Origin of the sequence: Spirillospora sp. NBC_01491, assembly GCF_036227065.1 — a bacterium.
In the GTDB taxonomy this organism is placed as follows: Bacteria; Actinomycetota; Actinomycetes; order Streptosporangiales; family Streptosporangiaceae; genus Spirillospora; species Spirillospora xylanilytica.
In genome coordinates, this window is the sequence record NZ_CP109432.1 from 3,569,856 (window position 1) to 3,582,990 (window position 13,135).

Annotated in this window: 14 protein-coding genes; 7 read left to right on the forward strand and 7 right to left on the reverse strand. The window is 73.2% G+C overall.

Annotated features, from left to right (window positions below; translation table 11 throughout):
- Nucleotides 1–73: 73 nt before the first annotated feature.
- Nucleotides 74–397 carry a DUF3817 domain-containing protein gene (locus OHA34_RS16575; RefSeq protein ID WP_285942082.1) on the reverse strand — a complete coding sequence of 108 codons (324 nt, stop codon included), beginning with the start codon at nt 395–397 and terminating at the stop codon, nt 74–76.
- A 102-nt stretch (nt 398–499) separates the two neighbouring features.
- Here OHA34_RS16575 and OHA34_RS16580 point away from each other — a divergent pair, with 102 nt between their 5' ends.
- Together OHA34_RS16580 and OHA34_RS16585 are read left to right on the forward strand one after the other, a co-directional pair.
- Complete coding sequence (locus OHA34_RS16580) at nt 500–1,297, forward strand: DUF2127 domain-containing protein (RefSeq protein ID WP_329522130.1); 798 nt, start codon at nt 500–502, stop codon at nt 1,295–1,297.
- Between the two features lie 36 nt (nt 1,298–1,333).
- Entirely contained in the window at nt 1,334–2,056 is a 723-nt protein-coding gene (locus OHA34_RS16585) for a DUF4230 domain-containing protein (RefSeq protein WP_285942084.1), read from the forward strand.
- A 100-nt stretch (nt 2,057–2,156) separates the two neighbouring features.
- On the opposite strand, the gene OHA34_RS16590 is transcribed toward OHA34_RS16585, so the two are convergent.
- Nucleotides 2,157–3,347 carry an acetyl-CoA C-acetyltransferase gene (locus OHA34_RS16590; protein WP_329522131.1) on the reverse strand — a complete coding sequence of 397 codons (1,191 nt, stop codon included), beginning with the start codon at nt 3,345–3,347 and terminating at the stop codon, nt 2,157–2,159.
- Between the two features lie 118 nt (nt 3,348–3,465).
- Between OHA34_RS16590 and mce the strand changes: the two genes are divergently transcribed.
- The 3 genes from mce (at nt 3,466) to OHA34_RS16605 (ending at nt 7,288) form a co-directional block, all read left to right on the forward strand.
- On the forward strand, nt 3,466–3,888 hold the full coding sequence (gene mce / locus OHA34_RS16595; RefSeq protein ID WP_285942086.1) for a methylmalonyl-CoA epimerase: 423 nt from the start codon (nt 3,466–3,468) through the stop codon (nt 3,886–3,888).
- Between the two features lie 298 nt (nt 3,889–4,186).
- Complete coding sequence (locus tag OHA34_RS16600; protein ID WP_285942087.1) at nt 4,187–5,524, forward strand: DivIVA domain-containing protein; 1,338 nt, start codon at nt 4,187–4,189, stop codon at nt 5,522–5,524.
- A 162-nt stretch (nt 5,525–5,686) separates the two neighbouring features.
- On the forward strand, nt 5,687–7,288 hold the full coding sequence (locus OHA34_RS16605) for an AI-2E family transporter (RefSeq protein ID WP_329522132.1): 1,602 nt from the start codon (nt 5,687–5,689) through the stop codon (nt 7,286–7,288).
- Between the two features lie 249 nt (nt 7,289–7,537).
- Here the strand turns inward: OHA34_RS16605 and OHA34_RS16610 are convergent, their stop codons facing one another.
- The 5 genes from OHA34_RS16610 to OHA34_RS16630 form a co-directional block, all read right to left on the reverse strand.
- Nucleotides 7,538–8,377, reverse strand: a complete 840-nt coding sequence (locus OHA34_RS16610) for an alpha/beta fold hydrolase (protein WP_285942089.1) — start codon at nt 8,375–8,377, stop codon at nt 7,538–7,540.
- 69 nt (nt 8,378–8,446) lie between these two features.
- Nucleotides 8,447–9,169: an alpha/beta hydrolase gene (locus OHA34_RS16615; RefSeq protein ID WP_285942090.1), complete on the reverse strand. Its 723-nt coding sequence runs from the start codon at nt 9,167–9,169 to the stop codon at nt 8,447–8,449.
- Nucleotides 9,170–9,272: 103 nt separating this feature from the next.
- Entirely contained in the window at nt 9,273–9,611 is a 339-nt protein-coding gene (locus OHA34_RS16620; RefSeq protein WP_285942091.1) for an ATP/GTP-binding protein, read from the reverse strand.
- A gap of 22 nt (nt 9,612–9,633) precedes the next feature.
- Nucleotides 9,634–11,334 (reverse strand): 3-hydroxybutyryl-CoA dehydrogenase, encoded by a 1,701-nt coding sequence (locus OHA34_RS16625; protein WP_329522133.1) that lies wholly within the window; start codon nt 11,332–11,334, stop codon nt 9,634–9,636.
- A gap of 39 nt (nt 11,335–11,373) precedes the next feature.
- Entirely contained in the window at nt 11,374–11,577 is a 204-nt protein-coding gene (locus tag OHA34_RS16630) for a hypothetical protein (RefSeq protein WP_329522134.1), read from the reverse strand.
- A gap of 189 nt (nt 11,578–11,766) precedes the next feature.
- On the opposite strand from OHA34_RS16630, the gene nucS reads away from it, so the two are divergent.
- Together nucS and OHA34_RS16640 are read left to right on the forward strand one after the other, a co-directional pair.
- Complete coding sequence (gene nucS / locus OHA34_RS16635) at nt 11,767–12,447, forward strand: endonuclease NucS (RefSeq protein ID WP_285942094.1); 681 nt, start codon at nt 11,767–11,769, stop codon at nt 12,445–12,447.
- Nucleotides 12,448–12,526: 79 nt separating this feature from the next.
- Nucleotides 12,527–13,111 (forward strand): TetR/AcrR family transcriptional regulator, encoded by a 585-nt coding sequence (locus tag OHA34_RS16640; RefSeq protein ID WP_285942095.1) that lies wholly within the window; start codon nt 12,527–12,529, stop codon nt 13,109–13,111.
- Nucleotides 13,112–13,135 lie beyond the last annotated feature (24 nt).

Genomic DNA, 13,135 nt, shown 5'->3' on the forward strand with positions numbered 1-13,135 from the left:
CGGATCCTCTGCATGGCCACGACAGGACCCCCCAGGCCAGCCGCGGCCATGCAGAAGTTCGAGTGGACGGCGCTCAGGCCGCCCGGTTCTCCGCCGGCTCGACGACCGACCGTTCGGCGGGCTTGGCCCAGTAGTGCTCCACCAGGAAGGGCGCGACGGGGAGCACCGAGGCGATGAGGGCGACCACCGTGCGCTTGATGTCCCAGCGGAGCTGCTCACGGGCCACGAACACCATGCCGACGTACGCGAGGAACAGGATCCCGTGGATGGGCCCCATCACCTGGACTCCCAGCGGCGCGTCACCCGCGTACTTCAGCGGCATGGCGACGAGGAGCAGCACCAGGAATGAGGTCGCCTCGGCGATCGAGACGATCCGGAACGCACGCACAATGTCCACGACCGGTCAACGCCCGGCACCCACCTGGGGTTTCCGTCCTGGCTATGGCCCTGCTCACACCTGCGCCGAAGGGCGGAGAGGACCGGCCTCTACCCTGGCGAGGTGGACTGGAGCCTGCTGACATGCGCGCGCAAGGGGCACATCACCTACGCACCGGACGAGCCGCCGCTACGCCGGCACCTGCACGTCCAGACGCCTGTGGGCGAGGCGTGGCGATGCCTGCGCTGCGGCACGTACGTGCACGGCGAGCCGCACGAGACGGGCCCGGCCGAGCGGGCGCCCCTGGTGAAGCGGGGCAAGGAGCTGCGCGACGCGTTCATCATGCGGTTCTTCGCGTTCGAGCGCGCGGTCCGCGGCCTGATCATCCTGCTGGCCGCGTACGGGGTGTGGCGGTTCGCCGCGAGCCGCGGCTCGATCGAGCGGATCTTCGAGAAGGAGATCCCGCTGCTCCGGCCCATCGCCGGCCAGGCCGGCTGGGACCTGGACCACTCCAAGATCGTGGAGTCGGTGCAGCACGTCTTCGACCTGCGCCCGGCCACGCTGCGCTGGCTGGCCCTCGCGCTGGCCGTGTACGCGCTGGTGGAGCTGATCGAGGCGGTCGGGCTGTGGCTGCTCAAGCGCTGGGGCGAGTACTTCGCGGTGGTCGCCACCTCGTTCGGGCTGCCGGTGGAGATCTACGAGCTGTCCGAGCGGATCACCGCGGTGCGGATCGGCGCACTGATCATCAATGTCGGCCTGATCCTCTACATCGTCCTCACCAAACGGCTGTTCGGGGTACGGGGCGGCCGGGCGGCGCACGAGGCGCACCTGCGGAGCGGGTCGCTGCTGGAAATCGAGCAGGCCGGGCACGACACCGACCTGCGGCGACCCGACGGCATGCGGACCGACACCGCCCAGTGAGGTGATCCGGCGGCTTTGCCGGGAATGCACCTGTGCATGGCATCCGAGCGATCGAAGGACGAGGCGGCCCCCGCCGCCCCCGCCGCCGCCCCCGCCGCTCCGGCGGCCCCCGCCGGTTCCGGCCGGCGCGGCGTGCGCGCGTCCCTGCTGCTGATCGTGATCACCGTCGCGGTGGTGCTGGTCGCGCTCCAGGCGCTGCGCGCCCTGCCCAAGTGGATCAACCCGTTCGCCGAAGAGACCAAGGACCGCAGCGGCCCGGTGCTGCTCCAGTCCATCCGCGACCTGCACCGCTACGAGGCCGCCAGCGGCAACTTCCAGGTCATCGTGGACCTGGAGAAGGACGCCAGGTTCCTGCCGAGCTCGCTGCGCGGCTCGCGCACCCTGTTCGTCGGGCACGGCTCCGTCGACGCCTACGTGGACTTCGCCAAGCTGGCCAACGGCGCGATCACGGTGAACGCCGACCGCACCGCGGCGACGGTCCGGCTGCCGCGCGCCCAGCTCGAACCGACCACCCTGGACGCCGAGAACAGCCACGTCTACGCGACCGAGCGCGGCCTGCTGAACCGCTTCGGCGACTTCTTCAGCGGCAACCCCAACGACCAGCGGCAGCTCTACGTGCTGGCCGGTCAGAAGATCCAGACGGCCGCGGCGGACGGCGGCCTGCGCGAACGCGCGGACGCCAACACCAAGGTCATGCTGGAGGGCATGCTCAAGGCGCTCGGCTTCAAGACCGTCACCGTCGAGCCCGCCGCGCAGTGAGCGGCGGCGGGCCCCATGCCCGGACGCCCGGACCGGGCGGACCTGCCAGACCTGCCGGACCTGCCGGACCGCCCGGACCGGCCGGGCCGGGATCGGCAGGTCAGGCCGACGGGACGCGGAGGATCAGGGCATCGCCCTGGCCGCCGCCGCCGCAGAGGCCCGCGGCGCCGACGCCGCCGCCCCGCCGCTTGAGCTCGTAGGCCAGGTGCAGGGCGATCCGCGCGCCGGACATGCCGACCGGGTGGCCGAGGGCGATGGCACCGCCGTTGACGTTGACCTTGTCGGGGCCGACGCCGAGGTCGCGCATCGACTGGACGCCGACCGCGGCGAACGCCTCGTTGATCTCGATCAGGTCCAGGTCGCCGACCGCCAGGCCCTCCTTGCCGAGGGCGTGCTTGATCGCGTTGGCCGGCTGGGACTGGAGCGAGTTGTCCGGGCCGGCGACGTTGCCGTGCGCGCCGATCTCGGCCAGCCAGGTGAGGCCGAGCTCCTCGGCCTTGGCCTTGGACATCACCACGACGGCGGCGGCGCCGTCGGAGATCTGCGAGGACGAGCCGGCGGTGATCGTGCCGTCCTTGCTGAACGCGGGGCGCAGCCGGCCGAGGGACTCGGCGGTGGTGTCGCCGCGGACGCCCTCGTCGGCGGCGAAGACGACCGGCTCGCCGCGGCGCTGCGGGATCTCGACCGGGGCGATCTCGTCGTCGAGCACCCCGTTCTTGATCGCCTCCGCGGCGCGCTGGTGCGAACGGGCGGAGAACTCGTCCTGCTCGGCGCGGGAGATGTCGAGCCGGGTGTTGTGCCGCTCGGTGGACTCGCCCATGGAGACGCCGTCGAACGCGTCGGTGAGCGCGTCGTGGGCCATGTGGTCGAGCACCTCGACCGAGCCGTACTTGTAGCCGCCGCGCGACTTCGGCAGCAGGTGCGGGGCCTGGGTCATCGACTCCATCCCGCCCGCGACCACGATGTCGAACTCGCCGGCCCGGATGAGCTGGTCGGCCAGCGCGATGGCGTCCAGCCCGGACAGGCAGACCTTGTTGATCGTGATCGACGGGACGGTCATCGGGATGCCCGCCTTGACCGCGGCCTGCCGGGACGGGATCTGCCCCGCGCCGGCCTGGAGCACCTGCCCGAGGATCACGTACTCGACCTGGTCGCCGGAGACACCCGCGCGCTCCAGCGCCGCCTTGACGGCGTGCGCTCCGAGATCGGCGGCCGAGAAGTCCTTCAGGGAGCCCAGCAACCGCCCGATGGGGGTACGCGCTCCGGCGACGATCACTGACTTGGCGGTCATAAGGGGGCCTCCACGAGGGTCCGGCGGCGACGTTTGCCACCATACCCAGCAGAAGCTCGCGTCCGTCCCGCCGCGCCGGCGCCGGCGTCCGGCAGCATCACCACGAGGAGAATCGCCCATGCTGACCCGTATCGACCACATTGGCATCGCCTGCCACGACCTGGACGCGACCGTGGAGTTCTACCGGGAGACCTACGGGTTCACCGACGTGCACTTCGAGGTGAACGAGGAGCAGGGCGTGCGGGAGGCGATGCTCAAGATCAACGAGACCGGGGACGGCGCGGCCAGCTACCTCCAGCTGATCGAGCCGATCCGGGACGACTCGACCGTCGCCAAGTGGCTGGCGAAGAACGGCGAGGGCGTGCACCACATCGCGTTCGGCACCGACGGGGACGTGCAGGAGGAGGCCGACGGGATCGCGGAGAAGGGCGTGCGGGTGCTGTACGACAGCCCGCGGCGCGGCTCGCTCGGGTCGCGGATCACGTTCCTGCACCCCAAGGACGCGCACGGGGTGCTCACCGAACTCGTCGAGAAGGCATGACGAAGCACGGCCGGACATGATCGAAACGACGGTGCTCACCGTACCGGCGTTCACCCCATCGTGCTCCGAGGAACACATAAGGTGATCTGACCGAGACCTTTGAGGACCTGCGGCGACACGCAGAAACCTAACAAAAGAGACAAAGTACGCAGCGCGTCAAGATGAGCCCCCAACACGGCAGCCGCCGGAGTACGCTTCTTTCGCCGGAAGAGGTCTGGGGCCCTGCGCCCGTACAAGCACAGGCGATCAACCGGTCCCCGGAACCACCCGTAGCCCCGTCACATCAGGATTGAGCCACATGCAGTCCGACATCGACGCCCAGCTCAGCAACTTCTTTGAAGACACGCCCCCGCGCGAGTTCGACGTGGTGCTTCGCGGCTACGACCGGCACCAGGTCGACGAGCACATCAAACAGCTCGACAACGAGGTCCGGCAGACCCGCGAGCAGACGCAGGCTCTGCAACGCGAGCTCTCCGACGCGCACAGGCAGCTACAGGAACAGGAGCGCCCGACCTATTCGGGACTGGGCGCCCGGATCGAGCAGCTGCTGCGTCTCGCCGAGGAGCAGGCCACCGAGCTCGTCCAGGCCGCCCGGTCGGAGGCCAACGAGATCAAGGCCGCGGCCAAGGTCGACGCGGCCGAGCTGCGCGCCACCGCCGAGAACGAGGCCGCCGAACTGCGCGCGACCGCCCAGCGCGAGGGCGACGACATGCGCAACGCGGCCGAGCGCGAGGCCGAGGAGGTGCGCACCTCGGCCCGCCGCGAGGCCGACGAGCTGACCTCCACCACCGAGCGCGAGGTCGCCAAGCTCCGCGCCACCGCCGACCACGAGGTCGCCGAGAAGCGCGCCGCCGCCGAGCGGGAGATCGCCAAGCTCCGCACCACCACCGAGCGCGAGGTCGCGCAGCTGCGCGCCTCGACCAAGCGCGAGCGCGACGAGATCCTCACCACCGCCAAGCGGCAGGCCGACGAGATGCGCGCGCAGGCCCAGCGCATCCTGGAGGAGAGCGAGGCCCAGCGCGCCCAGGCCGAGGCCGAGTTCGAGATCCAGCTCGCCGCCCGCCGCGAGGAGGCCGACCGGCAGGACGCCGAGCGGCACGCCAACGCCCAGGCGGCCACGCAGAAGCTGGTGGCCGAGGCCGAGCAGCGGGCCGCGTCCGCCGAGCAGCGGGCCGCCAAGGCGACCCAGCAGGCCGAGCAGACCCGGCGCGAGGCCGACTCGCACGCCAAGCAGCTCATGGCCAACGCGCGCAAGAACTCCGACCAGGTCATCGCCGAGGCCAAGTCGCAGGCCGAGCAGCTGCTCGCCGAGACCAAGGCCGAGGCCGACCGGGTCCGGACCGCCGCGCAGCGCCAGGTCGACGAGCTCACCCGCCAGCGCGACAGCATCACCAGCCACCTGAACCAGCTACGTCAGCTGATCGGTGGCGTCGCGCCGGCGATGGGCGGCGGCGCGGCCGAGGCCGAGCTGCCCGCTCCCCCGGAGAAGCCCGCGATCTCGGCCGCCGAGGCCAAGCCCGCGCCCGCTCCGGCGCAGCAGCCGCAGGCCAAGCAGCAGCCCGCCGCGAAGGCCGCCGCCCCCGCCAAGGGCGCCAAGAAGTCCGACGAGGACGACGAGGACTGGTGGCAGGAATAGGCGCGTTCAGGCGGTAGAGACCGCCACCCGGGGCACCGTACGGAACCGAAAAGCCTAGAGGCGATGATCGCCTCTAGGCTTTTCGGCATCTCGACCCCTTAACGTGTGGTGTCGTGATAGCGGTCCGCGGTCCGTGGACGGCAGGACGAAGAGGAGAACGGCGTGCCCGACGAGACCCCCCGTAAGGACCGGTCGGCGGCGCCCGGAGAGGAGACCTCCGACTCGCCCTCCGAGGACCGTCCAGGCGGCCAGGTGCCCGCCCCCGCGCCACCCGCGGACGACCTGCCGGGGGAAGACCGCCCTGGCGACGGCCCGTCCGGCGCGTCGAGCGCGGCCGGCGCGTCGAGCGCGGCCGGCGAGAGCGGCGGGGCCGGCGAGAGCGGCGGGGCCGGCGAGAGCGGCGGGGCCGGCGAGAGCGGCGGGGCCGGCGACTCCTCCACCGGTCATCTGGGGGGCGGCGGCCGTCCCGGCGACATCGCCGGGCCGCCGGAGGACGAGCCCGTCCCGGCGCCGCCCGGTCAGCCGCAGGCCGGCTCGGAGCCGTCCGGTCCACCACCGTCAGGCGGGGCGTCGGAGCGCGGCGCGGCGCCCGTGCCCGCCGCCGTGGGCGAGCAGGCGGCCGTCGGGACGCCGGCCACGGGCGGCAGGACCGTCCCCGACCCCGCGCACGACATCGAGCAGCGCAAGCGCGAGGCCGGCGCCGACCAGCGGTTCCCGTTCGGCCGCCCCGGGCTGCCGCTCGGCCGCGCGCACCCGTTCGTCTTCGGGTTCACCGCCGCGCTCGGCGTGATCACCGCCTGGCTGCTGGTGCAGGCCGCCACCAACGCCAAATCGGTGATCGTGATGATCGTGGTGGCGATGTTCCTCGCGGTCGGCCTCAACCCGGCGGTGGAACGGCTGAAGCGGCTCGGCCTGTCCCGGGGCTGGGCGGTCGGCGTGGTGTTCTTCTGCGTGCTGCTGTTCTTCGCCGGCTTCGTCGCGTCCCTGGTGCCGCCGCTGACCGAGCAGGTCACCGAGCTGACCAAGAGCCTGCCCGACTACATCCAGCAGTTGCGCGGCAACCGGCGGATCGCCGACTGGGACAAGCGCTACCACCTGCTCCAGCAGGCCCAGGACAAGATCAACGAGCCGAAGTTCCAGCAGAAGCTGGCCACCGAGGCGCTGAACGTGGGCAAGGTCGCGCTGATCGGGACCTTCCAGGGCGTGACGATCCTCATCCTCACCCTGTACTTCCTCGGCTCGCTGCCGCAGATCAAGGCGTTCGCCTACCAGCTCGCCCCGCGCACCCGCCGGGCCCGGGTGGCGCTGCTCGGCGACGAGATCCTGGACCGGATCGGCGGGTACGTCGCCGGGCAGTTCACCATCGCGTTCATAGCGGGGCTGACCTCCTACATCTTCCTGGAGATCCTCGACGTCCCGTACGCGCTGGCGCTGGCGCTGATCGTGGCGGTGACCGACCTGGTCCCGCTGGTCGGCGCGACGGTCGGCGCGGTGATCGTGTGCCTGGTCGCGTTCCTGACCGGCACCTTCGAGGGCATCGCCGCGGTGGTCTTCTACGTGATCTACCAGCAGGTGGAGAACTACCTGGTCTACCCGCGGGTGATGAAGCGGACGGTCGACGTGCAGCCGGCGGTGACGGTGGTGGCGGCGCTGATCGGCGGGACGCTGCTCGGCGTGCCCGGCGCCCTGCTGGCCATCCCGACGGCCGCGGCGATCTCGCTGCTCATCCGCGAGGTCGTCATCCCCCGCCAGGAGACGCTCTAGCCCGAGTTTCAAAGCCCGGCCCGGCGTCCTCGCCTGGCGGCTGTGTTTCCAACGCCCGGCCCGGCGTCCTCGCCTGGCGGCTGTGTTTCCAACGCCCGGCCCGGCGTCCTCGCCTGGCGGCTCGGACACCGACCGTGCTCGGGCGAGCGCGACATCGCTCCGCGATCTGGCCGGTGGGGCTCGCCTCCGGCTTCGCCCCACCGGCCAGGTAACGCGCTCGCGCGACGGCGAGGCACTTTGAGACAGGCCCTAACCCGCGGTGCGGGCCAGGGCGGCGGTGAACTCGGCGACGGCCCGGTCGAACAGGTCGGGCTGCTCGACCGGGCTCAGGTGGCCGGCCCGCGGGATGACGGTCAGCTCGGCGTCGGGCAGCGCGTCCGCCATGGCGCGCGCCTCGTCCTCGGTGGCCAGGGCGTCCTCGGCGCCCGCCAGGACGAGCGCGGGCACCTTGAGGCCGCGCAGCGTGTCGAAGGAGTCCGGCCGCGCCGCCATGGCCCGCTGCGCCCAGGCGGCGGCCGGCGCCGGGGCCGACTGCACCAGCCCGCGCACCCGGCCGTAGATCAGCGCCCGCTGCCGCAGCGTGGTCGGGCCGATCAGGCCGGGCAGCACCTCGTCGACCAGCACGCTCACATCGCCGTCGCGGCCGAGTCGTTCGGCCTGGCGCAGCCGGGCCTCGCGCACGGCGCCGGTGTCGGCGGCGGCGCGGGTGCCGGCCAGGACCACGCCGAGGACCAGGCCCGGATGGCGGCGGACCAGCGCCATCGTCACGTACCCGCCCATGGACAGGCCGCAGACGACCGCGCGGGCCACCCCGAGGCGGCGGAACAGGCCGGCCACGTCGTCGGCCATCGCGTCGACCGACGGCTCGTCCGCGCCGAGCACCGATCCGCCGAAGCCCCGCAGGTCCGGGGTGATCACCCGGAACCGGCCGGCGAGGGCCTCCCGCTGCCCGAGCCACATCGCCGACGACAGCGGGAAGGCGTGCAGCAGGACGAGCGGCGTTCCGGTGCCGACGTCCCTCGCGTAGAGCTGCACGGTCATGGTGGCACCGTCCTCCCCGTACCCGTCCCCGGCGTCCGCCGCGCACATGGCGGTCAGGCCATGGTCGCTCTTCCCGGGGCCCGGCGCGGAGGGGTGGCCGTGATCGGTCGCGCGCGTTTAGCTGTCCCGTTCGTCCCATTCGGTGGGAAGCGGGAACGCGCCGGGCGCCACCCGCCGGACGATCTCGTTCAGCACGATGCGCACGTACGGCTCGCCCACCCACAGGTGCTTCGCGCCGTCCACGGCGACGACCTCGGCCTGCGGGACGCGTTTGAACCGCTCGCGCGCCTCGGCCGGACGCAGGTAGTCGTCGAACTCGGGGACGAGCGCCACCACCGGGCGCCCGTCGGCGGCCCAGCCGTCCAGGTCGGCGTCGCCGGCCCGGTGCAGCGGCGGGGAGAGCAGGATCGCGCCCTCCACCGACGGGTCGCGTCCCCACTTGAGGGCCAGCTCGGTGCCGAACGACCAGCCGAGCAGCCAGGGATGGGGCAGGTCGTGGTACTCGGCGTACTCCACCGCCGCCGCCACGTCGTGGCGTTCGGTCTCGCCGCCGCCGAACTCGCCCTGGCTGGTGCCGCGCGCCGAGGAGGTGCCCCGCGTGTTGAAGCGCAGCACCGCCACATCGGCGAGGGCCGGCAGCCGGTAGGACGCCTTGCGCAGCACGTGGCTGTCCATCATGCCCTCGGCCGTGGGCAGCGGATGCAGGCACACCAGCGTCGCCACCGGCGGCCGTGCGGGCGGAAGCGCCAGCTCGCCGACGAGCTCCAGGCCGTCGGCGGTGTGCAGGGTGATCTCCTCGCGCCGGGCCGGCAGCACGGTCGCCGCCCTGATCTCGCCCATCGGTCTCCTCTCCTCGCCGCCGTGACCGGGTCATGATCGCCCGGACGGCGGGTCGCGCCTGGTCAGAGCCCGGCGCCCCGGCTCGGCGGCACGGGCCGCCCGGTCAGTGGCGGGGGGCGCCGCGGGACCGCTGGACGCGGGGAGCGCGGCGGGTGCGGGCCTGCCAGCACGGCCGGTGCCAGTGCCTGCGGTCGTCGGCGTCGCCGCGCCCGTCCGCGGGCCACGCGACGACGTGGCCGACCCCGGCCGCGATCTCCTGGTCGCAGCCGGGGCAGCGGTAGGGCTTGGTCGCGTTGGCGCCGGCGATCGACCGGACGATCCATGCGCCGTCCGGGCCGTCCTCGGTCTCCTGGCTCCAGTACGAGCCGCCGCCGGCCGGCCCCCCGCCGCCGTCCTGCGAACGGCGGCCCGGGGGGTTTCGGCGGTTTTTGCGGGGGCTCATGGAACCAGGATATGAGGAGGGATCAGCGCAGGGCGCGGCCCGCGGTGACGTGCTCGGTCAGCAGCGGGGCGGGCGCGAGCGCCGGTTCGCGGCTCTCCCCGTAGAGGGCGCGCAGCACCGCGACCACGCGGGCCGGGCCGATCCGGTCGAGCTCGGCGATCGGGCCCGCCGGGTAGCCGCAGCCCAGCGTCATCGCGGCGTCGATCGCGTCGGCGTCGGCGTAGCCCGCGCCGAGCATCGCGGCGGCGTCGTTGAGGTAGGGGAAGCGCAGGGCGTCCACGATGAAGCCGGCGCGGTCGCGGCCGTGCACCGGGGTCAGGCCGAGCCGCTCGGCGAGTGCCGCCGCGCGGTCCGCGAGGCCGGGCGCGCCGGCCACGGTGGTGGCGATCTCGACCAGCGTGCCGTCCGCCTCGGGGAAGTGCAGGCCGACCACGGCGCCGGGCCGGCCGGTGGCGACCGCCGCCTCGATCACCGGGACCGTGGCGGACGTGGTGGCCAGCACCGCGTCGGGCCTGGCCACGCGGCCGAGCGAGGCCAGCAGCGACCGGTCCGCCGCGGCGTCGCCGTCGGCCCCGGCGTGGATGATCAGATCGCAGTCGGCGAGGGCGCCGAGGTCGGTGCCGCCGCCGAGCCGGGACCGGGCGGCGGGGTCGTCGGCGAGGGCCTGGCCGAGCGCGGCGCGGAGGCCGTCGGCGGCGCTCTGGTCACCGGCCGCGTACCGGACGGTGCCGCCGGCGCGCGCGAGGGTCGCGATGATCCCGGCGGCGGGGGACGCGGCGGACGAACCGGCCACGACGCCGACGGTGGGGGGTTCGGCGGCGGTGGTCTCCTCCGCCTGCGCGCTCACCGCGTCGCCGGCCTGCCGGTCGTAGCGGTGGAAGCCCTGGCCGGTCTTGCGTCCGAGGAGCCCGGCGGTGACCAGCTCGCGCAGCACCGGCGCGGGCGCGTGCCGCCGGTCGCGGGACTCGGCGTAGACGGCCTCCAGTACTTCGAGGCAGGTGTCCAGGCCGATCAGGTCCATCAGGGCGAACGGGCCCATCGGCAGCCCGGCCCCCGCCTTCATCGCGGTGTCGATGTCGTCGCGGGTGGCGTGCCCGGAGTCCAGCATCCGGGCGGCCTGGTTGAGGTAGCCGAACAGCAGCCGGTTGGCGACGAACCCGGCGCGGTCGCCGATGCTCACCGGGGTCTTGCCGAGGCCGCGCACCAGCTCGGCCACGCGGGCCGCCGCGGCCGGCTCGGTGAGCACCGTGCCGATCACCTCGACCAGCTTCATCACCGGCGCCGGGTTGAAGAAGTGCACCCCGACGATCTTGGTGGGCCGGCCGGTGGTGACCGCGATGTCGGTGACCGACAGCGACGAGGTGTTGGTGGCCAGCACCGCGTCGGCGCGGCAGACCTTGTCGAGCTCGGCGAACACGCGCCGCTTGAGGTCCAGCCGTTCCGGCACGGCCTCGATCACCAGGTCGCACTCGCCGAGGTCGGCGAAGTCGGTGGACAGCGCGATCCGGTCGAGGATCCCGTGCCGCGCCTCCTCGGTCAGCCGGCCGCGCTTGACGGCGCGTCCGGTCGAGCCCTCCAGGTGCCCGCGCCCGCGCTCCAGGGCGCCCTGGTCGACCTCGATCCCGACCACCGCCAGGCCGCCCCTGGCCAGCACCTCGGCGATGCCCGCGCCCATGGTGCCCAGTCCGACGACCCCGACCTTGCTGAACGAAGCACTGCTCATGGGACCGCAGTCTCGCAGAACCGCGCGCCGCCGGGTCGTTCAGGGGGCCGTGACGGTGCGCCCGGTCCCGGTCCCGGCCGCGGGACTGCGGCGCGGGCGCCGGGTGGCGACCGGCAGCGCCCGCTCCTCCCAGAACCTCCGGGCCCGCCGCATCTCCCGGACGTCCCGGGCGGCCTCGGCCGCGGCCCGCAGGTCCCGGGCGCGCTCCGTCATGATCGAGTAGGTGATGTCGCTGTGGAACACGGCCACTCCTCCGTCCGCGGGCCGCCTCGTCCGGCCCTGTAGTGACGAGGTTCGCCCTAAGGCGCGCACCCCGGCATCGGGACGACGCCCTAGATCCGGCACCGGGGACGTCTTAGCCGCCCCGTCGGGCTCGCCTGCGGGGCCGGAGTTGGTCACGAGCGGGCCGCCACGTCACTAAGGTGGGGCACCGTGCGTCTCGTAATCGCCCGGTGCAGCGTCGACTACGCCGGCAAGCTCACCGCCCACCTGCCGATGGCCCCCAGGCTCGTCCTGATCAAGGCCGACGGGAGCGTGAGCGTCCATGCCGACGATCGCGCCTACAAGCCGCTGAACTGGATGAACCCGCCCTGCTCGCTGCGCGAGGAGCCGTTCGAGGAGAACGGCGCCGTCGCCCGCTGGACGGTGACCCACGGCAAGTCGGGCGAGCGGCTCATCCTCACCATCGAGGAGATCCTGCACGACACCAGCCACGAGCTGGGCCTGGACCCCGGACTCCAGAAGGACGGCGTCGAGGCGCACCTCCAGGAGCTGCTCGCCGAGCACATCACCACGCTCGGCGACGGGTGGACGCTGGTCCGCCGCGAGTTCCCGACCGCGATCGGGCCGGTCGACATCCTGTGCCGCGACGCGGGCAGCGCGACGGTCGCGGTCGAGATCAAGCGGCGCGGCGAGATCGACGGCGTCGAGCAGCTCACCCGCTATCTCGACCTGCTCAACCGCGACCCGCACCTGGCCCCGGTCCGTGGGATCTTCGCGGCGCAGGAGATCAAGCCCCAGGCGCGGGTGCTGGCCCTCGACCGCGGCATCGACTGCGTGACGCTCGACTACGACGCGCTCCGCGGCATCGAGCACGAGGGCACCCTCTTCTGACTCCGCCGCCGCGGACGGCTCCCGCTCCCGGACGCCGGCGTACTCGCTGGACCGGCCGGGGCGCCGGTAATCTTCAGGCATGCCCCCGGCGACCACCGACACCACGCGCGAGCGCATCATCGACGCGGCCGAGGAGTGCTTCGCGCGCTTCGGAGTGGCCAAGACCACCGTCGAGGACATCGCGGCGTCCGCCGGACTGTCCAGGGCGACGGTCTACCGGAGTATCACCGGCGGCCGGGACGAGCTGATCCTCGCCGTCGTCCTGCGCGACCTGCACCGCTTCCTCGACCGGCTGGCCACCCGGCTGCGGCAGGAGCGCTCGGTGCCGGAGGCGATCGTCGAGGGCACCCTGGACGCGGTCCGGTTCGTCCGGGCCGAGCCCGCGATCGCGCGGTTCCTGGTGCCCGAGGCCGCGGGCCACATGCAGGCGGCGGTGGCCGGGGCCGCCGAGCACGTGCTGGACCAGTGCTGCGACTACGTCCGGCCGTACTTCGAGCAGGCGCAGCGGCAGCACCGGCTCCGGCCCGACATCGAGGTCGAGGGCACGGTCGAGTTCCTCTTCCGGATCATCACCTCGCTCATCGTGATGGACCGCGACCGGGACGCCGACGGACTGCGCCGCTTCCTGCGCACCTACGTCGTGCCGGTGATCGCCGCTCCTTGACGCGGGCGCTACAGGCGAGGCGGT